Origin of the sequence: Streptomyces sp. DG2A-72, from assembly GCF_030499575.1 — a bacterium.
Classification (GTDB): domain Bacteria; phylum Actinomycetota; class Actinomycetes; order Streptomycetales; family Streptomycetaceae; genus Streptomyces.
Genome location: NZ_JASTLC010000001.1, coordinates 2,070,001 through 2,093,527, shown reverse-complemented (window position 1 = coordinate 2,093,527; position 23,527 = coordinate 2,070,001). Strand labels below are relative to the sequence as shown.

The 23,527-nt window shown below is 69.9% G+C and carries 26 protein-coding genes (1 of these 26 cut by a window edge); 17 read left to right on the top strand and 9 right to left on the bottom strand.

Going from position 1 to position 23,527, the window contains the following annotated elements:
- Window positions 1-44: 44 nt before the first annotated feature.
- From QQY66_RS10065 to QQY66_RS10040, 6 genes are all read left to right on the top strand, one after another.
- A complete protein-coding gene (locus tag QQY66_RS10065; protein WP_301978788.1) occupies window positions 45-1,178 on the top strand; it encodes an SEC-C domain-containing protein in 1,134 nt (377 codons plus the stop codon).
- Window positions 1,179-1,300: 122 nt separating this feature from the next.
- A complete protein-coding gene (locus QQY66_RS10060; protein ID WP_301978787.1) occupies window positions 1,301-1,585 on the top strand; it encodes a type II toxin-antitoxin system Phd/YefM family antitoxin in 285 nt (94 codons plus the stop codon).
- Between the two features lie 5 nt (window positions 1,586-1,590).
- On the top strand, window positions 1,591-1,977 hold the full coding sequence (locus tag QQY66_RS10055) for a PIN domain-containing protein (RefSeq protein ID WP_301987255.1): 387 nt from the start codon (window positions 1,591-1,593) through the stop codon (window positions 1,975-1,977).
- A gap of 181 nt (window positions 1,978-2,158) precedes the next feature.
- Window positions 2,159-2,863, top strand: coding sequence for a 3-oxoacyl-[acyl-carrier-protein] reductase (gene fabG / locus QQY66_RS10050; RefSeq protein WP_301978786.1), 705 nt, complete (start codon window positions 2,159-2,161; stop codon window positions 2,861-2,863).
- Between the two features lie 5 nt (window positions 2,864-2,868).
- Complete coding sequence (gene fabI, locus QQY66_RS10045; protein WP_301978785.1) at window positions 2,869-3,636, top strand: enoyl-ACP reductase FabI; 768 nt, start codon at window positions 2,869-2,871, stop codon at window positions 3,634-3,636.
- 166 nt (window positions 3,637-3,802) lie between these two features.
- The gene (locus QQY66_RS10040; RefSeq protein ID WP_301978784.1) at window positions 3,803-4,156 is read left to right on the top strand and encodes a hypothetical protein; all 354 of its coding nucleotides are present in this window, start codon (window positions 3,803-3,805) and stop codon (window positions 4,154-4,156) included.
- Here QQY66_RS10040 and QQY66_RS10035 read toward each other — a convergent pair.
- Window positions 4,131-4,826 (bottom strand): FadR/GntR family transcriptional regulator, encoded by a 696-nt coding sequence (locus QQY66_RS10035; RefSeq protein ID WP_301978783.1) that lies wholly within the window; start codon window positions 4,824-4,826, stop codon window positions 4,131-4,133. The two genes, QQY66_RS10040 and QQY66_RS10035, sit on opposite strands and share 26 nt — an antisense overlap.
- A 70-nt stretch (window positions 4,827-4,896) precedes the next feature.
- Between QQY66_RS10035 and QQY66_RS10030 the strand changes: the two genes are divergently transcribed.
- The 4 genes from QQY66_RS10030 (at window position 4,897) to QQY66_RS10015 (ending at window position 7,352) form a co-directional block, all read left to right on the top strand.
- Window positions 4,897-6,210, top strand: coding sequence for a CynX/NimT family MFS transporter (locus tag QQY66_RS10030; RefSeq protein WP_301978782.1), 1,314 nt, complete (start codon window positions 4,897-4,899; stop codon window positions 6,208-6,210).
- A 49-nt stretch (window positions 6,211-6,259) separates the two neighbouring features.
- Window positions 6,260-6,379 carry an SGM_5486 family transporter-associated protein gene (locus QQY66_RS10025; RefSeq protein WP_260859621.1) on the top strand — a complete coding sequence of 40 codons (120 nt, stop codon included), beginning with the start codon at window positions 6,260-6,262 and terminating at the stop codon, window positions 6,377-6,379.
- A 182-nt stretch (window positions 6,380-6,561) separates the two neighbouring features.
- Window positions 6,562-6,768 carry a hypothetical protein gene (locus QQY66_RS10020; RefSeq protein WP_301978781.1) on the top strand — a complete coding sequence of 69 codons (207 nt, stop codon included), beginning with the start codon at window positions 6,562-6,564 and terminating at the stop codon, window positions 6,766-6,768.
- A gap of 65 nt (window positions 6,769-6,833) precedes the next feature.
- Window positions 6,834-7,352, top strand: coding sequence for a histidine phosphatase family protein (locus tag QQY66_RS10015; protein WP_301978780.1), 519 nt, complete (start codon window positions 6,834-6,836; stop codon window positions 7,350-7,352).
- Window positions 7,353-7,456: 104 nt separating this feature from the next.
- On the opposite strand, the gene serB is transcribed toward QQY66_RS10015, so the two are convergent.
- Window positions 7,457-8,665: a phosphoserine phosphatase SerB gene (gene serB / locus QQY66_RS10010; protein WP_301978778.1), complete on the bottom strand. Its 1,209-nt coding sequence runs from the start codon at window positions 8,663-8,665 to the stop codon at window positions 7,457-7,459.
- Window positions 8,666-8,836: 171 nt separating this feature from the next.
- The gene (locus QQY66_RS10005) at window positions 8,837-10,723 is read right to left on the bottom strand and encodes a streptophobe family protein (RefSeq protein ID WP_301978777.1); all 1,887 of its coding nucleotides are present in this window, start codon (window positions 10,721-10,723) and stop codon (window positions 8,837-8,839) included.
- Between the two features lie 253 nt (window positions 10,724-10,976).
- Here QQY66_RS10005 and QQY66_RS10000 point away from each other — a divergent pair, with 253 nt between their 5' ends.
- Complete coding sequence (locus tag QQY66_RS10000) at window positions 10,977-13,481, top strand: FHA domain-containing protein (protein ID WP_301978775.1); 2,505 nt, start codon at window positions 10,977-10,979, stop codon at window positions 13,479-13,481.
- Window positions 13,482-13,581: 100 nt separating this feature from the next.
- Here the strand turns inward: QQY66_RS10000 and QQY66_RS09995 are convergent, their stop codons facing one another.
- From QQY66_RS09995 to QQY66_RS09985, 3 genes are all read right to left on the bottom strand, one after another.
- Window positions 13,582-14,391, bottom strand: coding sequence for a transglycosylase SLT domain-containing protein (locus tag QQY66_RS09995; RefSeq protein WP_301978774.1), 810 nt, complete (start codon window positions 14,389-14,391; stop codon window positions 13,582-13,584).
- 301 nt (window positions 14,392-14,692) lie between these two features.
- Complete coding sequence (locus QQY66_RS09990; protein WP_301978773.1) at window positions 14,693-15,769, bottom strand: S-adenosylmethionine:tRNA ribosyltransferase-isomerase; 1,077 nt, start codon at window positions 15,767-15,769, stop codon at window positions 14,693-14,695.
- Window positions 15,766-16,461, bottom strand: a complete 696-nt coding sequence (locus QQY66_RS09985) for an SDR family oxidoreductase (RefSeq protein WP_301978772.1) — start codon at window positions 16,459-16,461, stop codon at window positions 15,766-15,768. The genes QQY66_RS09990 and QQY66_RS09985 overlap by 4 nt, the downstream gene beginning before the upstream one ends.
- 200 nt (window positions 16,462-16,661) lie before the next feature.
- Here QQY66_RS09985 and QQY66_RS09980 point away from each other — a divergent pair, with 200 nt between their 5' ends.
- The 3 genes from QQY66_RS09980 (at window position 16,662) to chpE (ending at window position 18,843) form a co-directional block, all read left to right on the top strand.
- A complete protein-coding gene (locus tag QQY66_RS09980) occupies window positions 16,662-17,807 on the top strand; it encodes a GAF domain-containing sensor histidine kinase (RefSeq protein WP_301978771.1) in 1,146 nt (381 codons plus the stop codon).
- Complete coding sequence (locus tag QQY66_RS09975; RefSeq protein WP_301978770.1) at window positions 17,800-18,441, top strand: response regulator transcription factor; 642 nt, start codon at window positions 17,800-17,802, stop codon at window positions 18,439-18,441. Before QQY66_RS09980 ends, QQY66_RS09975 begins: the two co-directional genes overlap by 8 nt.
- A gap of 156 nt (window positions 18,442-18,597) precedes the next feature.
- Window positions 18,598-18,843, top strand: coding sequence for a chaplin ChpE (gene chpE / locus QQY66_RS09970; protein WP_301978769.1), 246 nt, complete (start codon window positions 18,598-18,600; stop codon window positions 18,841-18,843).
- Window positions 18,844-18,933: 90 nt separating this feature from the next.
- On the opposite strand, the gene QQY66_RS09965 is transcribed toward chpE, so the two are convergent.
- Complete coding sequence (locus QQY66_RS09965; RefSeq protein ID WP_301978768.1) at window positions 18,934-19,722, bottom strand: hypothetical protein; 789 nt, start codon at window positions 19,720-19,722, stop codon at window positions 18,934-18,936.
- Window positions 19,723-19,861: 139 nt separating this feature from the next.
- Here QQY66_RS09965 and QQY66_RS09960 point away from each other — a divergent pair, with 139 nt between their 5' ends.
- From QQY66_RS09960 to QQY66_RS09950, 3 genes are all read left to right on the top strand, one after another.
- Window positions 19,862-20,653, top strand: coding sequence for an ABC transporter ATP-binding protein (locus QQY66_RS09960; protein WP_301978767.1), 792 nt, complete (start codon window positions 19,862-19,864; stop codon window positions 20,651-20,653).
- An 84-nt stretch (window positions 20,654-20,737) separates the two neighbouring features.
- Entirely contained in the window at window positions 20,738-21,169 is a 432-nt protein-coding gene (locus QQY66_RS09955; protein ID WP_301978766.1) for an NfeD family protein, read from the top strand.
- 157 nt (window positions 21,170-21,326) lie between these two features.
- The gene (locus QQY66_RS09950; RefSeq protein ID WP_301978765.1) at window positions 21,327-22,277 is read left to right on the top strand and encodes an SPFH domain-containing protein; all 951 of its coding nucleotides are present in this window, start codon (window positions 21,327-21,329) and stop codon (window positions 22,275-22,277) included.
- Between the two features lie 98 nt (window positions 22,278-22,375).
- Here QQY66_RS09950 and QQY66_RS09945 read toward each other — a convergent pair whose 3' ends face one another.
- Complete coding sequence (locus tag QQY66_RS09945) at window positions 22,376-22,882, bottom strand: HNH endonuclease (RefSeq protein WP_210575534.1); 507 nt, start codon at window positions 22,880-22,882, stop codon at window positions 22,376-22,378.
- Between the two features lie 189 nt (window positions 22,883-23,071).
- On the bottom strand, window positions 23,072-23,527 hold the 3' portion of the coding sequence (locus tag QQY66_RS09940; RefSeq protein WP_301978764.1) for a YbhB/YbcL family Raf kinase inhibitor-like protein. 84 nt of this gene lie beyond the right edge of the window; only the last 456 of its 540 coding nucleotides appear in the window; the start codon falls outside the window, past its right edge; its stop codon occupies window positions 23,072-23,074.

Below are 23,527 nucleotides of genomic sequence, written 5' to 3'. Positions count from 1 at the left end.
GGAGGAATGCGTGTCTCCCTTGCCTGCCGCTAAGTTGAGGAAGCATGTCCAGCAAGCACCGCCCCAAGAAGAAGACGAAGTTGAAGGCACAGGTACGCAGCAAGCACGCGCCTCAGACCACCTTCCGCTTCTACGCCTCCGGCGTGGAAGCTGCCACCGCGATGGACGAGTCGGCCGACCAGTATCCGGAGTACCGCGAGGAAACCCTTCTGGAAGCCGCGAGTGAATGGACCCTGGCCAAGGAGTTCCACCGGGCGCTCGCTATCTACGACCGGCTGCTGGAAGAAGGCTGCGAGGAACCGGAGATGGTCGCGGCGTACCGGTCCGAGGCGCTCTGGGACATGGGCCGGGCGGACGAGGCCCGGGAAGCGATCGCCGATCTGCGGGCGCGCCACCCCAAGGACCCTGGACCTTGGCACTACGTCGCCGAACTGCTGGAGTCGAAGGACGAACCCCGGGCGGCCATGGAGTGGTTCACCGCCGGGATCACACACGCGCTCGGTCCGGGCACCCCGCTCACCCCGGCGTCCGTCGAAGGAGCCGAGCGCGCGATGGAGGTCGAGCAACTCGTCACCGGGCGCCACCGCGTCCGCAGACTTCTCGGCGAGCCGCACGACGACTGCGACGACCTCGCCGACGAACTGCACGAGGCCCGAGGTCCCCTGTTCAGCGCGGCACGCCCGCCGGACGAACTGCACGATCCGAGGCGACAACGTGCCACCTGGGAGAGCGATCCGGAGGCGATGGAGGCCGAGATCGCGGCCGTGCAGCAGGAGGCCGAGGCCTACCGTGCCGCCCAAGCCCAGCCCCGCATGACCTGCGTGCTGTTCTGGGCAGCGGACGAATTCGAGGAGCTCCTAGCTCGCTGGCCCGCTTCCGCGGACGCCTACGGCACCGACCACGCCGGTCACCTGCGGCAGGTCGAAGAGGTCCTGCGGCAGCTGTCGGAGGAAGGCGCGACGCATCTCGCCGTCGGCCGCGGCGATGTCGCCGGTCTCGCAGCGCACGCACGGCAGGCGGGCCTCACCTCCGATGCGCCGTCGGCGCGCTCGGCATATGCCGCGGAGCTCGCACGGACCGGAGAAACCGAAGCGTGGCCCCCGCCCCGCAACGCCCCCTGTTGGTGCGGCTCGGAGCGCAAATACAAGAAATGCTGTGGGAATCCCGCGTTGGTGTGAACAGGCGATGCGGCAGCGCCGGCACCTCCCGGAAGATCACCTGAACACCCTCAGTGATGTGGGTACCATTGTAGAGATGTAGGCACAATGTGCTGTGCCCTGCCGCAGCGAAGGAGCCCGTCATGAGCGCCGTTTCCGTCCGTGAGTTCTCCTACAATCCCAGCGCCGTCTTCGCCCGCGTGGAGAAGGGGGAGACCGTCGAGGTCACCCGCCATGGCAACGTCATCGCCATAGTGACCCCGGCGGAAAGCCCTATGCAGCGATACGCGCACCTCGTGGCGGAGGGCAAGATCAGGCTGCCCGAGTACACGGCGGCCGACCGCCATGGCATGCCGCGCTACGACGTACCCGACGACGTCGATCCGCTCGCCACCCTCCTCGCGGAGCGCGAGGAGGACTACCGGTGATCTACATGGATTCCTCGGCGCTGGTCACATGGATGTCACAGCGCAACTACTGGACCGCGCTGGACGCCTTTCTCGGCGACCGGGGAAGCCGCCCCATGGCCACCAGCAGCCTGGGCTTTGTCGAGACGACTCGCACACTCGACCTCACGGGGACGTTCCCTGACGCCATGGCCGAGCTGGAGCGCGGAGTCGGTGAGATTCTACTGACCGCGGAGGTGCGCCGGGCGGCCTCCGCACTGACCGGCCGCCTGCGCACGCTGGACGCCGTTCATGTGGCCAGCGCGCTCAGTCTGGGAGAGAACCTCACGGCGCTGGTGACCTATGACAAGCGGATGCTGGACACAGCCAGGTCAGCAGGGCTCCCCGCCCACGCTCCCGGCATGACGGACTGAGCCCGCCGGGCGAGTGTCCGCCGAAGAGGTGCTGTCTGTGAGAACCCTACAGACAGCACCCCTTCGCCCTGTCATCCCCGACGTCGGCGGCCGATGTTGCGGACCGATAGGTTTCGAGGGAAGCCGCCTGTCATCCAGGTGTTCGGGCGGGGGTACCAACCGCTAGTGAAAGGGTGATCCGTTGAGCCGCTCGGTTCTCGTCACCGGAGGCAACCGGGGCATCGGCCTCGCCATCGCCCGCGCATTCGTCGACGCCGGCGACAAGGTCGCCATCACCTACCGTTCCGGTGAGCCGCCCGCCGGCTTCCTCGCCGTCAAGTGCGACATCACCGACCCCGAGCAGGTGGAGCAGGCCTACAAGGAGATCGAGGACGCGCACGGGCCCGTCGAGGTCCTGATCGCCAACGCCGGCATCACCAAGGACCAGCTCCTGATGCGTATGACCGAGGAGGACTTCACCTCGGTCGTCGACACCAACCTCACCGGCACCTTCCGTGTCGTCAAGCGCGCCAACCGCGGCATGCTGCGCGCCAAGAAGGGCCGTGTCGTCCTCATCTCCTCGGTGGTCGGGCTGTACGGCGGTCCTGGTCAGTCGAACTACGCCGCCTCCAAGGCCGCCCTGGTCGGCTTCGCGCGTTCCCTCGCCCGTGAGCTGGGCTCACGCAACATCACCTTCAACGTCGTCGCGCCCGGCTTCGTCGACACCGACATGACGAAGGTGCTCACCGACGAGCAGCGGGCCGCCATCGTGTCGCAGGTGCCGCTCGGCCGGTACGCGCAGCCGGACGAGGTCGCCGCGGCGGTGCGGTTCCTCGCCTCGGACGACGCCTCGTACATCACTGGAGCCGTCATTCCCGTTGACGGCGGACTGGGAATGGGTCACTGATCACCATGAGCGGAATTCTCGAGGGCAAGCGCGTCCTGATCACCGGTGTGCTGATGGAGTCGTCCATCGCCTTCCACGCCGCCAAGCTGGCCCAGGAGCAGGGCGCCGAGATCATCCTGACCGCGTTCCCGCGGCCCACGCTGACCGAGCGCATCGCCAAGAAGCTCCCCAAGCCCACCAAGGTCATCGAGCTCGACGTCACCAACGACGAGCACCTCGGCCGCCTGGCCGACATCGTCGGCGAGGAGCTCGGCGGCCTCGACGGCGTCGTTCACTCCATCGGCTTCGCGCCGCAGGACGCGCTCGGCGGCAACTTCCTCAACACGCCGTTCGAGTCGGTCGCCACGGCCATGCACGTCTCGGCGTACTCCCTGAAGTCGCTGACCATGGCCTGCCTGCCGCTGATGCAGAACGGCGGCTCGGTCGTCGGCCTCACCTTCGACGCGCAGTACGCCTGGCCGCAGTACGACTGGATGGGCCCGGCCAAGGCCGCCCTGGAGGCCACCAGCCGCTACATGGCGCGTGACCTGGGCAAGCAGAACATCCGCTGCAACCTCATCTCCGCGGGCCCCATCGGTTCCATGGCCGCCAAGTCCATCCCGGGCTTCTCGGAGCTCGCCTCCGTGTGGGACACCCGTGCCCCGCTGGAGTGGGACCTCAAGGACCCGGACCCGGCCGGCCGCGGCATCGTCGCCCTGCTCAGCGACTGGTTCCCCAAGACCACCGGCGAGATCATCCACGTCGACGGGGGTCTGCACGCCATCGGTGCGTGACGCACGACCGATCCAGCAGAGGGCTCGCGTTCCTTTCCGGGGCGCGGGCCCTTGGCACGTCACCCGTTCGGCCCACCCGCCGGGCGCGGAAGGGCGACCACCGCACACCCTGGATTACGCGTTCACCACACGCTTCCCTCCCCAGCACGGCCGAGGAGGTCCCGTTGTGCGCATGTCCCGCAGCCTGGCCTCAGTGACCGTCGCCGTCGCTCTCGTGCTCTCCCTGTCGTACGAGGCGATGCCCCACGCGCGCGTGAAGGTACGGCAAGCCGCCGCACCGGAGCCGTTCGGCGCGGCGTGCCGCAGCAGGGTCATCGGCTCCTACGTGACCGCGTTCTGCCACAACCCGTATCCGCGAACGGACAGCGTCCGTCTGCACATCGAGTGCGACCGCTGGTGGGACGTCGACAGCGACGGCGCCGCGGTCGACGCGGGACCCGCGCAGACCGTGCGGCTGACCGGCCGCTGCTGGAAAGAGGTCCGCTCGGTGTGGGTCAGTCACCGGAAGCGGGCGCTGTGAACCGGCCGGGACGGCACAGGAACGGATAGCTCGCGGCCTCCGCTGCCGCTGCCGCCGTGTCGCCCGCCCGGATCGCGTCGACGAGCCGTGTGTGGTCCATGTACGTCTCCGGCGTCAGCTCCTGGCCGACGTCCTCGCGCAGCCAGTCCCGCAGCACCTCGCTCAGGTCCGCGTACATGGCCGTCATCGCGTCGTTGTGGGAGGCGGCCACCACCGCCAGGTGGAAGGTCGCGTCCGCCGCCACGAAGGCCTCCGCGTCGCCCGACGCCCACGCCTCCTCGCGCCGCACCAGCAGCGCGTCGAGCTGCTTGAGGTCCTTCTCGGTACGCCGCTCGGCGGCCAGCCTCGCGGCGCCGGACTCCAGTGTGGAGCGCAGTTCGGCGATGTGCCGCGGGTCGGCGTCGGCGAAGCGGCGGTGCATCACGCCCGCCAGCTCACTGGTCGCGACCACATAGGTGCCGGAGCCCTGGCGGATGTCCAGCAGGCCGTTGTGCGCGAGTGCGCGGACGGCCTCACGCACCGTGTTGCGGGCGACGCCGAGCTGCTCGACCAGCTCGGGCTCCGTCGGGATGCGCGAGCCGACCGGCCACTCACCCGAGGTGATCTGGTTCCGCAGCGCGGCGATGACCTGCTCGGACAGCGCCGACCTGCGGGGGTGACTCAGGGGCATGGCTCACCTTCGCACGGGACGGTCGACCGGAAGCGGCCGGAGGGTGGACAACCAATCATCCCATGATTCTATGATGGGCTTCATGGCACGCGAGGAAACCCGGACGACAAAGCCCCCGACGATACGCGGCTCGGCACCCATGACAGGCGAATCCCCGACCTCCACGCGCGCGTGGACGACCCGGCTTGTCGTCCTCGGCATCGTGCTCGCCGCCGTCAACCTCCGCCCCGCCATCACCAGCCTCGGTGCCCTCCTGGAAGAGGTCCGCGACGGGCTCGGCATGAGCGGCAGCGTGGCCGGCCTGCTCACCTCGGTGCCCCCGCTCTGCTTCGCCGTGTTCGGCGTCATGGCCCCGCGGCTCGCCCGCCGCTTCGGGCCGGGCGCGGTCGTCTGCGCCGGCATGGCCGCCATCACCGCGGGCCTGCTGATCCGGCCGTACGCCGGGAGCGTGCCCGGATTCCTGGCCGCCAGCGCCCTCGCGCTCATGGGCATCGCCGTCAGCAACGTCCTCATGCCGGTCATCGTCAAGCGCTGGTTCCCGGACCGGGTCGGCTCCATGACCGGCCTGTACTCGATGGCCCTCGCCCTCGGCACCGCCGCCGCGGCGGCTGTGACCGTGCCCATGGCCGACGTGCTGGGCGGCAGTTGGCAGTCCGGGCTGGCGGTGTGGGCGGGGCTCGCGGCGGTGGCCGTACTGCCGTGGATCCCGCTCGTACGGCAGCGGGGGGCGCTGCCGCCTGCCGAGGTGCACCCGCGCGTGGAGCCCGGCACCGAGGCGCACGCGCGCGTGGAGCCCGCTCTGCGCATCACCCGCAGCCGTACCGCCTGGGCGCTCGCCGTCTTCTTCGGGCTCCAGGCCACCGCCGCCTACATCACGATGGGCTGGATGGCGCAGATCTTCCGCGACGCGGGCGTACCCGCCGGCACGGCCGGGCTGCTGCTGGCCGCCACCATGGTGATGGGCGTGCCGCTCGCCTTCGTCATCCCGCGCGTGGCCGGCCGGCTGCCCCATCAGGGCCCGATCGTGATCGCGCTCGGCGTCTGCGGGCTCGCCGGATACGCCGGCCTGTACGCTGCGCCGGCCGGCGGCGCCTGGGCCTGGGCACTGCTGCTCGGCGTGTCCAACTGCGCGTTCCCGCTGTCCCTCACCATGGTCGGGATGCGGGCCAGGACCGGCGCGGGCGTCGCCCAGCTGTCGGCGTTCGCGCAGAGCACGGGGTATCTGATCTCCATCCCCGGCCCGCTCCTGGTGGGCGTCCTCTACCAGCACAGCGGCGGCTGGGGCCTGCCGATCGCGCTCATGACCGGCTTGATGATCCCCCAGATGGTCGTGGGCGTCCTGGCGGGCCGCGACCGCACGGTGGAGGACGAGGCGGCCCGCTGAGCCCCACCCCCGCAGACCGGGCCTGTTCGACGGGTGCGACACTGGGCGCATGTCGCCAGTGCTCGACCCGAACCCGCAGAACGGCCAGAAGAAGATGCTCCTCGTCTTCGGCTCGTTCTTCGCCATCTTCGTGATCATCGCCATCATCGCGACGATCGCTTCGCCGTGACGATCGCCTCGCCGTGACCGCCCGCGGGTCCGATGGTGGGGCTAGCACCACCATCCCCTAGGGGGCGAGTGTCAGGGTCAACTGGGTGGATCACCGGATGGGTTGAGGGCCCGGGAGTCCGTAACTTCGAGGTGTGACCGCGAGCGGCGGACACGGATCACTCGAAGACTCACGGAGGCGTCATGTCGGCCCCTATGCAGACCCGGCTCCACCCGGCGCGCTCGGGCCGTCCGGACATCAGGCTGCCCTGGTGGGCCCTGGCTCTCCCCGCGCTCGCGTTCGTCACCCTGCTCCTGCTGATACTCAACCCGTCCGACGCGCACGCGGCGACCACGGACCCGGCGATCACCCAGCTCTTCGAGCATATTCTGCAGCTGATATCGCGCTGAACACCTGCTGAGCCGCCCGTCAACTCCCTGCGCCCGTTGGCGTGTTTCATGCGAAGCTGGGACGCATGAGCGTCGCAGAACCCCGCAGGATCGTCCTCTTCCGGCATGCGAAAGCCGACTGGCCACAGGTGACCGACCACGAGCGGCCGCTCGCTGAGCGGGGCCGCATGGACGCCGCAGTCGCCGGACGCAAGCTCGCCGACACCCACATCCCTGTCGATCTGGCCCTGTGCTCCACTTCGGCCCGGACCCGGGAAACCTGGAAGCTCGCCGTCCAGGAATTCCCCCACCGGCCGAAAACCGTCTATGAGGAGCGGGTCTACGAGGCCTCGCCCGGCGAACTGATCGCCGTGCTCAACGAAACCCCCGACGACGCGCAGAATGTCCTGCTGATCGGCCACAACCCGGGCATCCAGGGCCTCGCCGAGATCCTCGCGGGCTCGGCCGAGGGTGACGCCCTGGAGCGGCTGAGCCGCCGCGGCTTCCCCGCCGCCGCCTTCGCGGTCCTGTCCTTCGAGGGCTCCTGGAAGTCCCTGGAACCGGGCACGGCCACCCTGCGCGACTACTGGGCACCCTCCGAATAACCCCACGCGACCGGAAAGGGGCCCGGCACCGCACCGGTGCGGGCCCCTCGTACATCTCTACGGCCTCGCCTGCTCATGCCCCGTCCGCACGGGGCCTCGTCCGCTCAGCCCTCGTCGTGGGTGTCCGCCGCCTCGACCTCTTCGCGGGTGACGCCCAGCAGGTACAGCACCGTGTCGAGGAACGGGAAGTTCACCGCGGTGTGCGCGGCCTCGCGGACGACCGGCTTGGCGTTGAAGGCCACCCCCAGCCCGGCCGCGTTCAGCATGTCGAGGTCGTTGGCACCGTCACCGATCGCCACGGTCTGCGCCAGCGGCACACCCGCCTCGGCGGCGAATCGGCGCAGCAGCCGCGCCTTCCCCGCCCGGTCCACGATCTCGCCGGTGACCCTCCCGGTCAGCTTCCCGTCGACGATCTCCAGCGTGTTGGCCTGCGCGAAGTCCAGGCCGAGACGTTCCTTCAGATCATCCGTGACCTGAGTGAACCCACCCGACACGACGCCCACTTGGTAGCCGAGCCGCTTCAGCGTACGGATCAGCGTGCGCGCGCCCGGCGTCAGCCGCACCTCGCTGCGCACCTTGTCCACCACCGAGACGTCGAGCCCCTTCAGCAACGCCACGCGCGCGTGCAGCGACTGCTCGAAGTCGAGCTCCCCACGCATCGCGGCCGCCGTCACCTCGGCGACCTCCGTCTCGCAGCCCGCGTGCGCGGCGAAGAGCTCGATCACCTCGTCCTGGATGAGCGTCGAGTCCACGTCCATGACGACCAGACGCTGTGCGCGCCGGTGCAGTCCCGCGGCCACGACCGCCACATCGACACCCAGTGCCGCCGCGTCGGTCACCAGGGCGGTGCGCAGCGGTTCGGTCTCCACGCCGGACACCGCGAACTCGACCGCTGTCACCGGGTACTTGGCGAGCCGGAAGATACGGTCGATGTTGCCGCCGGTGCGCGTGATACGGGCCGCGATCGCGGCGGTCGCCTCCGCGGTGAGCGGATGCCCGAGCACGGTCACCAGCGAACGGCCGAGGCCGCGGGGCCGGTTGTCGCCCGTGCCGGAGATGATCTCCGCCTGCATCTTCATCGACTCCGCCCAGCTGTGGACGGTGGCCCGCAGGTCCCCTTCGAGCCCTCGCGGCGGCTCGGTCACCAGCACGCACAGCACCATCCGGCCACGCGTGACGACCTGCTCGATGTCGACCACGTCGACCGAGTAGGCGGCGAGGGTCTCGAAGAGGCCGGCCGTGATGCCCGGCCTGTCCTTCCCGAAGATCTTGACGAGAAGGGTGGGGAACTCTGAGGTCTGCGAAGCGCTCATGGTGCTCCCACCGTATCCGGCACCCCGTGCCCATCGCCCCGCAGGTCCGTCCAGCGGACACGGAACTCTGGGTGTCGCTCGGGTGACAGCCGGCTGACAGGGCGGCTCACAGAGGGCCGGCCGCCACCGACGGACACGGCACGGCCACCGGCCCGTCGGTTCAGTGTCCCTTCAGTGCCCCTTCGGCGCCCTCGGAGGTGGCGGCGGAGGCGGTGGAGGTGGCGGCGGTTGCCGCCGCTGGTCCGGCGAGGCCTGCTCCCCGTCCTTGCGGCGCGACTTGGCGGACCGCCGCGGCGGCGGCCCCATCGGCCGGGCCACCGTCGGCGCGCCATACATGTCGCCGCCGGGCGGTGCCCCGCTCGCCGGCCGGGCTTCGTGGGAGGCCGGCGCGTCTGCCCTTTCCTGCCCGGGCGGCCTCGCCGCTCCCGGCTCCTGCCCGGGCGCCCGCGCCTCTCCGCGTTCCGGCCCCGGCCGCGCATCCTCCGGCTCCCGCAACTCGTCCGGCACCCGCAGATACGGGTTGGTGGCCGGGTTCGGCGGCCGATACGGCGTACCGGGCACGTACGGCCCTGACCGCCCCGCATACTGCGGAAACGTCCCGCCCTCGACCGTCACCCCCGCGGCTCCCGCCGCCACGGCACCGCGTGCCATCGGCGACGCCGCCCGCCCTGCCGCTCCCGTCGCCCGCGCCAGCAGCGCCCCGGCGGCCCCCGCCCCCGCACCCCAGGCGGCACCCAGGAGCAACGCCATGCCGAGATGCCCGTGCAACTCGATCCCCGCCCCGAACGCGTCCACGCCCAGCACCGACAGCGAGGCGTCCACCGACACCTCCGTGAGCCACGCGAGCAGCGGCAGCGCCAGCGCGGCCACGATCCCGAGCCGCAGCGCACATCGCCCGGCGAAACCGAGGGCGCCCGGATCTCGTACGGCCCCTGGATCCCGTACGCCCCCCGCACCCCCCACCACAGGCGTCCGCACCGCATGCAGCACCCCCGCCAGCAGCATCATCATCGCGGCGGCGACTCCGAGCAGCCACACACGCCCGTCCAGCTCGGCCAGTCGGCTCAGGGAGACGGACTGGTCGACCTCGGAGCTCAGCAGATCGTCCAGGGGATCCGGCAGAAGGGCGGCCAAGGGGCCGGACGCGCGGCCGTCCCACGGTACGAACAGGCCGATGGGGATGCCCAGCCAGACGCCGTTCGGGGCGCCGAGCAGGGCCGCGCCGGCGATCCGCTTGGGGTTGTCGTCGCCGATCGCCGCGTACGCCGCCGCCGCGAGCCCCGCCGCGACCGCGACCAGCAGCACCGTGACGAGGGCGGACACGGCCGGCCGTACCACTCGGTGGACGATCTCCCAGCCGTGCGGCAGGGGAGTGCGGCGGGAGGCCAGCAGGGCGATCAGCAGGACCCCCGCCGACCAGAACAGGCCGCCGAGCAGAGTCGGCAACGTGTCGACGGTGAATCCGACCGCCGCCTTGGCGTCGATGAGGTCGCCGACCTGATCGGGCAGCAGTCCGCCGATGTCCCCGATGTCACCGACGCCGGGAATCTCGAGGCCGCCGTCCCCGCCACCGCCGGGCAGGTCGTCGAGGCCGAGCGCGCCTCCGTCGATCGTGATGACGTCGTGCCCCGCCCAGGCCAGTCCGCCGAGCGTCGCCACGAAGAGGGCGACCACCGCGCCCGCGCGCGCGAGGAGTTCGGACCGGGAGATCACAACTCCGGCCGTGCGCAAGGACCGTAGGAAGAACCATGACAGCAGCAGCGCGCCGACCAGGCTCACTCCCAATGGCGTGATCTCGATGGCGGTGTTCGCCTCCGCGCCGGTCAGCCCGAATGCGGAGACATCGCCCGATGGCGTGACCGAACCACCCGCACCGAGTGCCACCACCGCCGCGGTCATCGGTCCGAGCGAGGCCGTCGAGTCCGCCTCCAGCAGATGCAGGCCGAGCGCGGCCGTGCCCGCCATGCCTGTCAACGCCCAGCTGACGGCGGCGATCGCGGACAGCAGGACGTCGCCCCACTGCACCTTCGTGTCGTAGGTCGCCGTCCTGACGCTCATGGATGACCTCATGGCAGACCCCCCGATCCGCAGCGCGGCGCTGCCGCCGCGTGTGTCCCCCTCGCGTGGGAATACCACTCTCCGGGCCGGTTTCAACCCCGTCAACGGAACCAGTCCAAGCGTGTGTGCGTGGTCCTCACAAGGCGCGACTTTCGGTCAGGGGGCGGAGCCTGAAATAGTTCCCGACGATGTTCGACCTCCCTAGACTCCCTGTGATGGGGGTAACTCGGGGGACTACTCAGTGGGGCATGGAGTGCCGGAACTCGTACTGGAATTGAATGGACGGACCTGGACGCTCGACCCGTCCAGGCCATACACCCTCGGACGTGATCCGCAGGGGGACATCGTGCTCGAGGACGCCAGGGTGTCCTGGCGTCACGCCACGATCAGCTGGGGCGGCCGCAGTTGGGTCATCGAGGACCACGGCAGCACCAACGGCACGTTCGTGCAGGGCCAGCGGATCCACCAGATGGAGATCGGCCCCGGCTCGGCCGTACACCTGGGCAACGCGACCGACGGCCCGTGCCTGAACGCGTCCGGCACCGCGGCCGCTGTCGCCCAGCCCCAGCAGCAGCCGTACGCCGCGCAGAGCGCGAGCCCCGGCTGGGCACAGCAGGCGCCGCCGCAGCAGGTTCCGCAACAGCAGGGCCGGCAGCAGCCGCAGCAGGCCGCCGCGCATATCCCGCAGCAGCAGGGCCCCGGTGGTGGCGCGGGGGCGCCGCCGGTCTACGGCGACCGCAGTCCGACCACGTTCCACCAGCTCTCGATCGGCCGCGTCATGCGCATCGGCCGTGCCCTGGAGAACGACCTCGTCGTCTCCGACCTGCAGGTCTCGCGCAATCACGCCGAGTTCCACTCGATGCCCGACGGCCGTATGGAGATCCGCGACCTGGGCTCGCACAACGGCACGTACGTCAACGGCCAGCCGATCGCCAAGGGCGGCTCACAGATGTTGGGCCCCGCCGACATCGTGGGCGTCGGCCACTCGACGTTCCGGATCGTCGGCGACCGCCTCGAGGAGTTCGTCGACACCGGTGAAGTCTCCTTCTCCGCACGCCACTTGACGGTCACCGTCGACGGCGGCAAGCAGATCCTCAAGGACGTCTCCTTCGGCGTCCCGGAGAAGTCGCTGATCGCGGTCATCGGCCCGTCCGGCTCAGGCAAGTCGACGCTGCTCAAGGCGCTCACCGGCTACCGGCCCGCCAACGAGGGCGACGTCCTCTACGACAACCGGAACCTGTACAAGCAGTTCGCCGAGCTGCGTCAGCGCATCGGTCTGGTCCCGCAGGACGACATCCTGCACAAGGAGCTGACCGTCAGGAAGGCCCTCAAGTACGCGGCCAAGCTCCGCTTCCCGGCCGACACCACCGCGCGCGAGCGCGAGCAGCGCATCGACGAGGTGCTGCGCGAGCTGAAGTTGGACGTCCACAAGGAGAAGAAGGTCACCTCCCTCTCCGGCGGCCAGCGCAAGCGCGTCTCGGTGGCCCTGGAACTGCTCACCAAGCCGTCGCTGATCTTCCTCGACGAGCCCACGTCCGGTCTCGACCCGGGCATGGACCGCGATGTCATGCAGCTGCTGCGCGGCCTCGCCGACGACGGCCGTACGGTCCTCGTGGTCACGCACTCCGTGGCCGAGCTGGCGATCTGCGACAAGCTCCTGGTGATGGCGCCGGGCGGCGCGGTCGCCTACTTCGGCCCGCCCGAGGAGGCACTGAACTTCTTCGGCTACGACACCTGGGCCGACGTCTTCTCCGCCTTCGAGAACTACCGCGACTACGACTGGGCCGGACGCTGGAAGGGCTCGCAGCACTACCAGATGTACGCCGCGGACATCGACGCGATCGCTGCGCAGTCCGTACAGATGCCGCCGATGCAGGCGATGAGGCCGCCGAAGCCGCAGGGCTGGATGTCCCAGTTCCTGACCCTGGTGCGCCGCTACGTTTCGGTCATCGCCTCCAACAAGGGCTTCCTGGCCCTGACGGTGATCCTGCCGCTCGTCCTCGGCTCGGTGAGCCTGCTCATCGACCAGGGCAAGGACCTCCTGGTCAACACGGAGATCAACCCGAACACCGGCCAGCCCGTCGCGAACGGCACGGCCCTCACCGTCCTGCTGATCCTCGCGGTCGGCGCCTGCTTCGCCGGCGCTGCCAACTCCGTCCGTGAACTGATCAAGGAACGGGTCATCTACGAGCGGGAGCGCGCGACCGGCCTGTCCCGGTCCGCGTACCTGATGTCCAAGGTGTTCGTGCTCGGCTTCATCACGGTGTTGCAGGGCCTGATGGTCGGCGTCATCGGCTTCTCCACCCGCACCATCCCCGACGAGGGCCTGATCTTCGGCAGCCAGACGCTCCTGGAGCTGTGCATTCCGATCATGGCGCTGGGCTTCACCGCGATGATGTTCGGCCTGATCATCTCGGCCCTGGTGAAGACCGCCGAGAAGACCATGCCGCTGCTGGTCATGTTCGCGATCGTCCAGGTCGTCTTCACCGGCTGTCTGTTCCCCCTGGCCGGCTCGGTCGGAGTCAACGAGCTCTCGTACCTGATGCCGTCGCGATGGGCGGTCGCCGCCGCGGGCGCCACGCTCGACTTCAACCGGATCAGCCCGCCCGCCAAGGGCGAGAGCAGCGACCCGCTGTGGGAGAACACGGTCGCGGCCTGGGGCATGGACATGGCCGCCCTGATCGCCATCGGCGTGATCTGCGGCTTCTTCGTGGCCCGCTTCCTGCGCCGCCACGAGCCGGAGGTCATGCGGAAGTAACCGCTCTCGTACGACACCGCTCTCGTACGACGCCGAAGCGCGGCACCCCGTCGGGGGCGCCGCGCTTCGGCGTTACGCGAGGCTGAGGTCCGCGCCGACCTCAGTACGCGCTGTTGACGTTGTCGATCGAGCCGTACTTGTCGGCCGCGTAGTTGGCGGCGGCGACGATGTTGGCGACCGGGTCGTACTGGCTCTTGGCCGTGCCCGCGACGTGGTAGGCGTCGAACGTCGGCTTGATGACCTGCAGCAGACCGATCGAGGGGACACCGTTGATGGCGTTGATGTCCCAGTTGTTGATGGCGTTCGGGTTGCCCGAGGACTCCCGCATGATGTTGCGGTACAGACCGTTGTAGGTACCCGGGATGCCCTTGTCGTTCATGATGTCGAGGGCGTGGTTGATCCAGCCGTTGAGGTTGTTGGCGTACGTCTTCGCGGCGACGGGCTTGACCGCGGCGCGCTTGGCGGACCGGCTCGCGGCCTCCTTCGCCTTGCGCGCGGCCTCGGCCTTCTTCTTCGCGGCGGCAACGGCAGCCTTGTGCTTGGCGTGGGCCACGGTGGCCTTGTGCTTGGCGTGGGCCACGGCGGCCTTCTTCTTCGCGGCGGCCTCGGCAGCGGCCTTCTTCTTCGCCTCGGCCGCCGCGGCGGCGTGCTTCTTGGCGGCGATCTGCTCGGCCTTCAGGCTGGCGCCGGCGAGCTGGTCGGTGACGCTGGCCTTGACATCCTTGATCTGCTCGGAGCTGTACGCCACCTTGCCCGCGGGGGCAGCCTCGGCCGTGGTCGACTGTGCGTTGCTCGGCACCGCGGAGATCGCGACCGCGGCGGCGCCGAGTGTGGCGACACCGGCGATGGCGATCTTGTGCGTGCGCGTAAGAGCGCGACTGTGACCAGACTTCTTGGTGATCTTGGGCATGGCAGATGGACCTCTTCGAATAGCGCGGTGGTCGCTCGCTGTCCGGCAGGGGGACACGGGTGCTTCCGGCACAAACGCCGCGGGGCGATGCCCGCGGCGCTGAGCGACGGCAGCCATTGTTAGCGGCCGCAAAATTGCCATGCAAAGGTGTGACCTACGATCCCTGTTAGTGGATCAGGGAAGGGCAAAACGGGACAGATCGGAGCGTCTGTCCCGCTCATGCAGGGCCTCTTTGTCTCCTATGCTCCTTCGTACGTGATCTGCGCCCTATGTGCGGCCTCACATCGGCCGCGTGACAGTCTCACCAGCTGTTGCTGGAGCAATGCTCTGTGTGAGCGTTCTCCGCCGACAGGACGAGATGCATGTCCCCGAACTCGTGCCACAGGTAGCGCTCGCGCAGCGCCTCCTCATACCCCCGGTCGACCGCCGCGCGCCCCGCGACCGCCTCCAGCATCAGCAGATGCGAGGCCTGCGGCTCATGCAGCCCGGTCAGCAGCCCGTCCACCACCCGCACCCCGCGCTCCGGGGTGACGACGAGATCCGTCCATCCCGCACGCGCGCGTACGATCCCGTCGGCCCCGGCCGCCGACTCCACAGCCCGCACGGCCGTCGTACCGACCGCGACCACCCGCCCGTCCCCGGCCGCCGCCGCATTGATCAGCCGCGCCGAAGCCTCCGGCACCGCGAACCGCTCCGGATACGGCGGCTCGTGCACCTCGGCCGAGGCCACCCCGGTGTGCAGCGTCACCGGAGCGAACTGCACCCCGCGGCTCACCAGCTCCGCCACCAGCCGGGCCGTGAAGGGCCGGGCGGCGCTGGGCATCTCGGCGCTGCCCGAGCCGTCGGCGGTGGGGAGGGCGAAGACCGTCTGGTACACGGACAAGGGCTGGTCCCTCTCCGTGTACGAGTAGCGAATCGGCCGCCCGTGCTCCCGGAGCATGCCGAGCACCTCCGCTCCGGCCACCCGCGCCCACCACAGCCGCTCGCTCAGCGCTTCCTCCAGGACCAGCCGTACGCCCCCGGGCAACCGCACCGCGGTACCCGAAGGGCTGCCCGCACGCGCGCGTGTGGTGCCCTTCCCGTCCGGCTCCCGCAGCTCGACCGCCCACCGCCCGTCGTCCCCGAGGGTGGAGAAGTGCACGACCACGCGCGCGTGCCCGATCCGCCCGTCCACGGCGGCGGTGAGCGTCGGTGACGTATTGACGATGAGCAGGTCTCCCGCCCGCAGCAGCCGCGGCAGCTCCGTGAAGGTGTGATGTGACACAGCACTGCCATGCGACACCAGCAGCCGTACGGAGTCCCGGTCGAGCCCAGGCCCCCGCTGCTCGACCGGCACGCGCGCGGACAGCTCCTCCGGAACCTCCAGCGCCAGCGTCATCGCCCCTCCACCAGGGAGGGCGCGCTGTACCGGCCACTGTCCGGACGCTCGTCCAGCAGCCGCAGGAAGGCGGGCACCACACTCGCCGGCGCCGGCCGCGGATCGTCGTCGTCCGGTACGGCCGCCGCGTACAGGTCCGTGGCCATGTCGCCGGGATCCACCGCCCACACCCGCAGCCCGGGCTCCTCCGCGCCGAGCACCGCCGCGAGGTGGTCCAGGGCCGCCTTCGAGGACCCGTAGCCGCCCCAGGTCTCGTACGCCTCGGCGGCGGCGTCCGAGCTGACCGTGATCACCGCGCCCGCCCCCGACGCACGCAGCAGCGGCAGCGCCTCCTGGACGAGGCCGAGCGCGGCCACCACGTTCACCTCCAGCGCCCGCCGCAGCCCCTCCAGGGGCAGCGCGTCCAGCCGTACGATCGGCTCGACGCCCAGCGCACTCGCGTTGCTCACCACCAGGTCGACCCCGCCGAGCTTCCAGGCCGCCGCGACCAGCTGGGCCCGGTGCGCGGCGTCCGTGACGTCGCCGGGCAGCGCCGTAACGCGTGTGCCGTACGCGGACACGGCCGCCGACGTCTCGTCCAGCACCTTCGCCGTTCTGGCGTCCAGCACCAGATCCCAGCCCCGCGCGGCCAGTGCTTCGGCGAGCGCCCGCCCCAGCCCCTTCGACGCCCCTGTGATGATCGCTACCGGCATGGCACACGTCTCCTTGTGATCGGCTCGCCCTCAACGTAGGAACGGCCGTGCGGTCGCCGCCTCGGACGCGGGCCGCAAAGGAGTGGGTCCTTTCGCCCTAAGCCGTGCCTCCGGGGACCTGCGGCCTAGGCCCACAGCCCTAGGCGGTGGCCGCCGACGGTCCGATCCGCGTTGTCCGACCCCGCCGGTACCGTGTGGACATGAGTCAAGGCCCCCGGTCCGGCCTCGCCGCGGTGAGCTCCGCGCTGCTGGCCATGAGCAGGCACCTCGAGGTGCGCGACGTCCTCAAGACGATCGTCGCCTCGGCCCGCGAGCTGCTCGACGCGCAGTACGCCGCGCTGGGCGTCCCGGACGACCACGGAGGCTTCGCCCAGTTCGTGGTCGACGGCGTCAGCGACCAGCAGTGGAAGGCCATCGGCCCGCTGCCGCGGCAGCACGGAATCCTCGCCTCGATGCTGCGCGAGGCGAAGGTGGAACGCCTCGCGGACGTGCGCAAGGACCCCAGGTTCGAGGGCTGGCCCTCCGCCCATCCCGATCTGGCCGACTTCCTGGGCCTGCCGATCCGTGACGGCGACGAGGTGATCGGGGCGCTGTTCCTGGCCAACAAGAACTGCCCCAAGCCGGACGGCAGTTGCGGCTTCACCGAGGACGACGAAGAGCTGCTGGCCATCCTCGCCCAGCACGCGGCCATCGCCCTGACCAACGCCCGCCTCTATGAACGCAGCCGCGAGCTGACCATCGCGGAGGAACGCTCCCGCCTGGCCCACGAACTGCACGACGCGGTCAGCCAGAAGCTCTTCTCCCTGCGCCTGACGGCCCAGGCCGCCGCCGCCCTCGTCGACCGCGACCCGTCCCGCGCCAAGGGCGAGCTGCAGCAGGTGGCCCTGCTCGCCGCCGAGGCGGCCGACGAACTGCGCGCCGCCGTCGTCGAGTTGCGCCCCGCCGCCCTCGACGAGGACGGGCTCGTCAACACCCTGCGCACCCAGATCCAGGTCCTCGACCGCGCCCACGCCGCGCGCGTGACCTTCGCCGGGCACGGGGCACGGGCCCTGCCCGCCGCCCAGGAGGAGGCCGTGCTCCGCGTCGCCCAGGAGGCCCTGCACAACGCGCTGCGACACTCGGGCGCCCAGCACGTAGACGTGACCCTGGACCGGCGCGGCAGCGGAGCCGTCCTGCGCGTCACCGACGACGGCAACGGCTTCGACCCGCAGTCGATACGCCGCGCGGGCCGCCATCTCGGTCTGGTCTCCATGCGGGACCGGGCGAGCGGGGTCGGCGGCAACCTGACGGTGGAATCGGCGCCCGGCAAGGGCACCACGATCGAGATGGAGGTCCCCGGTGGCTGACGCAATCAGGGTGCTGCTCGTCGACGACCACCAGGTGGTCCGCCGTGGCCTGCGCACCTTCCTCGAAGTGCAGGACGACATCGAGGTCGTGGGCGAGGCCGCGGACGGCGCCGAAGGAGTCGCGCGCACCGAGGAGTTGAAGCCCGACGTCGTCCTCATGGACGTCAAGATGCCGGGCATGGACGGCGTCGACGCGCTGCGCAGACTCCGCGAACTGAACAACCCCGCGCGCGTGCTCATCGTCACCAGCTTCACCGAACAGCGCACGGTGATCCCGGCCCTGCGCGCCGGCGCCGCCGGCTATGTCTACAAGGACGTCGACCCGGACGCCCTCGCCGGCGCCATCCGCTCCGTGCATGCCGGCCACATCCTGCTCCAGCCCGAGGTCGCGGGCGCCCTGCTGTCCCAGGAGGAGGCCAACTCGGGCCAGGGCAGAGCCGGTTCGCTCACGGAACGGGAGCGCGAAGTGCTGGGGCTGATAGCCGACGGCCGCTCCAACCGGGAGATCGCCCGCGCCCTGGTCCTCTCCGAGAAGACGGTGAAGACCCATGTGTCGAACATCCTGATGAAGCTCGACCTGGCGGACCGCACCCAGGCCGCGCTGTGGGCGGTACGCCATGGTGTGGCCGGATAAGGGCCGTTCCGAGCGGCAATACGGAGGGTTCCACTCCGGGCTGAGATTCATACCGTCGTGGGAATGTCCCCCAGATGGCGCATCCTCTGTGGATCTCCGCCGTTCTCCAGTGCGTGCTGCGGCGACTGCCGCGGCGATCGCAAGGAGGGCTTAGAAGTGAAGAACCTGAAGAAGGTAGCGGCCGTGACGATGGTGGCTGGCGGGCTGGTCGCCGCGGGTGCCGGCATGGCCTCCGCCACCGACGGCGCTGTGGCCAACGGCAAGGCCGTGGGTTCGCCGGGCATCGTCTCGGGCAATGTCGTCCAGGCCCCGGTGCACATCCCCGTGAACGCGGTCGGCAACAGCGTGAACGTCGTCGGTGTGCTGAACCCCGCCTTCGGCAACACGGGCATCAACCGCTGACCTCCCTCGCGGAGCAGCAGTGACCTCCGGCCTCCCGGGCACCCACCCCCCGGGAGGCCGGTCAGCGTCTCGCCCGCCCAGCGCCGTCCCTTACCGCGCCCCTCGCTCCCGCTCCTCCACCACCGAGTTGTACGCCGCGACCTGCGCCCGCCGAGCCGTCCGCTCCACCGGCCGCAGCGCAGCCCCCCGAGCCGCCATCTCGCCCGCGCTCACCGCACCCCCGTGCCCGTTCTCGTACGCCACCGAGATCAGCATCCCCACGCGCTGCGCCAGCTCCAGCACCCGCACCGCCCGCGGCGGATACCCCGGCGCCAGCACCTCACGCCCCCGCTCGGCCCGCGCCCGATACGCGTCGATCGCCGCCTCGGCCACCGGCCCGGACCCGGCGACATCCAGCCGCGAGAGCACCTCCGTCGCGTCCCGCAACGCCTCCGCCAGTTCGCGCTCGGCCTCACCCAGCGACGGCACATCCGCGGGCGGAGCTTCCCGTACCGCCAGGCAGTGCCATACGACCTCGACATGCACATCGCCGTCTGGCCCGGCCTCGTACACCTCGGGCACCAACCCGAGGGCGGCGCCGTAACAGATCACCGCCTCCTCGGCCTCCAGCGCCCGCGCATTGAACTCCGGCGGTCCGCTCAGCCCCAGCGGATGCCCGGGCTGGGGCAGCGCGACCCGCAGCCCGCTCACCCCGAGCGCCCGCAGCCTCCCCAGCGCGAGCGTGAGCCCGACCGGCGCGGCCTCGCCCGGCAGCCCTTCCACTCGATGCACCGCGTCCTCGCCGACGATGGCGAGAACGGCGTCATCCGGAGAGACAAGTCCGGCCAAAAGGGCATTTCCCCAAGCGGCAAGGCGTCCTGAACGCGGTTCCGAAAGCATGCGTCCACCCTAAGGACCGGACCGATGGAATGGAGCGGGCGGCCGGTGGCGTAGATTTCGTTGAGGGCTGCGCCTGACGGCGCATGCGAGAAGCCGAGACGCCGAGACCGGTCACACTGCAAGGGGAGACAACGCGCTCATGAGCGATGTTCTGGAGCTTCAGGACGTATCCGTGGTCCGGGAGGGCCGGGCTCTCGTGGACCAGGTGTCCTGGTCGGTGAAGGAGGGCGAGCGCTGGGTCATCCTCGGCCCCAACGGCGCCGGCAAGACCACCCTCCTCAATGTCGCGTCCAGCTACCTCTTCCCCAGCAGCGGCACCGCCACCGTCCTCGGTGACACCCTCGGGAAGGTCGATGTCTTCGAGCTGCGCCCGCGCATCGGCATGGCCGGCATCGCCATGGCCGACAAGCTCCCCAAGCGCCAGACCGTCCTGCAGACCGTGCTGACCGCCGCCTACGGCATGACCGCCGGCTGGCACGAGGACTACGAGGACATCGACGAACAGCGCGCCCGCGCCTTCCTCGACCGCCTCGGCATGAGCAACTTCCTGGAGCGCAAGTTCGGCACGCTCTCCGAGGGCGAGCGCAAGCGCACCCTCATCGCCCGCGCCCTGATGACCGACCCCGAACTGCTCCTCCTCGACGAGCCCGCCGCCGGCCTCGACCTCGGCGGCCGCGAGGACCTCGTACGCCGCCTCGGCCGCCTCGCCCGCGACCCGATCGCCCCCTCGATGCTCATGGTCACCCACCACGTCGAGGAGATCGCCCCCGGCTTCACCCACGTCCTGATGATCCGCCAGGGCAAGGTCCTCGCCGCCGGCCCTCTGGAACTCGAACTCACCTCCCGCAACCTCTCCCTCTGCTTCGGACTGCCCCTCGTCGTCGAACAGGTCGGCGAGCGCTGGACCGCACAGGGCCTCCCGTTGTCCTGAACTCCCGGACCCACAACGTAAGAAGCGTGTGCCGACCTGATCTGCGCCCTGTCCGCGCGCGATCCCCGGTCCTACCATGACCTTGTGGAAATCGACCCGTGGGTGTGGTGGCTGATCGGCGCGGCAGCGCTCGGTGTCGGGCTTGTGATCACCACGATGCCCGAACTCGGCATGCTCGCGGTGGGCGCGATCGCGGCGGCGGTGGCCGCAGGCGCCTTCGGCGGTGACGCCGTCATCCAAGTCGTGGTCTTCGCCGTCGTATCGACCGCGCTCATCGCCGTCGTACGGCCCATCGCGGCCCGACATCGAGCGCAGCGACCCCAACTCGCCACAGGTGTAGAGGCGTTGAAGGGCAAACAGGCCGTCGTACTGGAGCGCGTCGACGGCTCAGGCGGCCGGATCAAGCTCGCCGGGGAGGTCTGGTCGGCACGCTCCCTCGACACCGACCGCGCCTACGAAGTGGGCCAGGAAGTCGATGTCGTGGACATCGAGGGTGCCACGGCGATCGTCATGTGACCTCGTCAGTCGGCGTATCACGCAACTGAACCGAAGAACCCACGAGTTACGCGACGGTCTGTCACACTCGACCAGCAAGATCTTCAACAACAAGATCTTCAACAGGCATAAGATCTCCCGAAGGCGCCGAGGCGGAGAAGGGTACGGGGAAGCAACGATGGAACCGGTCATCATCGTCCTGATCATTCTGGTGGTGTTGGTCTTCATCGCCCTGATCAAGACGATCCAAGTCATCCCACAGGCGAGCGCCGCCATCGTCGAGCGCTTCGGCCGCTACACGCGGACGCTGAACGCGGGCCTCAACATCGTCGTCCCGTTCATCGACACCATCCGCAACCGCATCGACCTGCGCGAACAGGTCGTACCGTTCCCGCCGCAGCCGGTGATCACCCAGGACAACCTGGTCGTCAACATCGACACCGTCATCTATTACCAGGTGACCGACGCCCGGGCCGCCACGTACGAAGTCGCCAGCTACATCCAGGCGATCGAGCAGCTCACCGTCACCACGCTCCGCAACATCATCGGCGGCATGGACCTCGAACGGACCCTGACCTCCCGCGAGGAGATCAACGCGGCCCTGCGCGGCGTCCTCGACGAGGCCACAGGCAAGTGGGGCATCCGCGTCAACCGCGTGGAACTCAAGGCCATCGAGCCCCCGACCTCCATCCAGGACTCGATGGAGAAGCAGATGCGCGCCGACCGTGACAAGCGCGCCGCGATCCTCCAGGCCGAAGGTGTCCGGCAGTCCGAGATCCTGCGCGCCGAAGGTGAGAAGCAGTCCCAGATCCTGCGCGCCGAAGGTGAGGCCAAGGCCGCCGCCCTGCGCGCCGAGGGCGAGGCCCAGGCGATCCGCACGGTCTTCGAATCCATCCACGCCGGCGACGCGGACCAGAAGCTCCTCGCCTACCAGTACCTCCAGATGCTCCCCAAGATCGCCGAGGGCGACGCCAACAAGCTCTGGATCGTGCCCAGCGAGATCGGCGACGCCCTCAAGGGCCTGAGCGGCGCCATGGGCAACTTCGGCCCGATGGGCGGAGGTTCAGGCAACGGAGGCGCCTCAGGGGGCCAGGGAACGGAACGACGAGAGAAGCCGACGCTCGACTGACAACTGACGGTCACTCCCCGCGCCCCGAAGGGGCGCGGGGAACTGCGCGAGCAACCACAAGCAACCCGCAGCCAGACGAAGACGCGTGCCCCTACGGTCTAGGCGGCCGGCTGCGCAAGCCAATCCGGCAGCGCAGCAAAGTCGTCCTGCCCCAAAGCCAAGAGCATCGCATCCGCCGGCGTCGGCTCAAACGGCTCCCGAAGCAGCGGCATCCCCGCCTCCGCCGGCGTCCGATTCGCCTTCCGGTGATTGTCCTCCGCACACGAAGCGACCGTATTCAGCCACGTGTCCTGCCCACCCTGCGACCGCGGCACCACATGATCCACGGTCGTCGCCCGACGACCGCAGTACGCGCACCTGTGCCGGTCCCGCACCAGAACACCCCGCCGCGACCACGGAGCTTGTCTTCGGAACGGCACCCGGACATACCTGCACAACCTGATCACCCGGGGCGCCGGTATATCGACAGCGGCTCCGCGCATACGCAGTTCGGGGTGGGCCTGCTCGACGACGGCCTTGTCCTGCAGCACCAGAACGACGGCTCGGTTCAACGTCACCGTCGACAGCGGCTCAAAGCTCGCGTTCAGTACCAGCGTGTCCCGCATACCAGCCCACCTCCCGTGTCGCACCGGCCCACCGCGTGGCGGGCTGGGATCAACTCTGGCCGGGCACGCCGAGATGGACAACGCAATATCTGCTGCTCCCACGGGGGGTGGCCCCCGCGTCCCCCGGCAACAAAAATGCCCGCCCCTGATCACTTCCAAGACCAGGGACGGGCAAACGTTCAATGAACGTCAGGCTTCGGCGGGCACCTCGTACTCACCGATGAGCTGGGCGCGCGCCAGCGTATGGAACCGCAGATTGAAGCCCACAAAGGCCGGGCTGGCGTCCGAATCCGGCCCCAGCTTCTCCTGGTCCACGGCGTACACCGTGAACACATAGCGGTGCGGTCCGTCTCCGGGCGGCGGCGCGGCCCCGCCGAAGTCCTTCGTGCCGTAGTCGTTGCGTGCCTGTACGGCACCTTCGGGCAGGCCCTCGAACTTGCCGCTGCCCGCGCCCTCCGGCAGCTCGGTCACCGAGACCGGGATGTCGAAGACGACCCAGTGCCAGAACCCGCTGCCCGTAGGGGCGTCCGGGTCGTAGCACGTGACGGCGAAGCTCTTGGTCTCGGGCGGGAAGCCCTCCCACCGCAGCTGCGGCGACGTGTTGCCGGCCGCGTAGACCTGAGCGTCCTTGAGCGTCGCACCTTC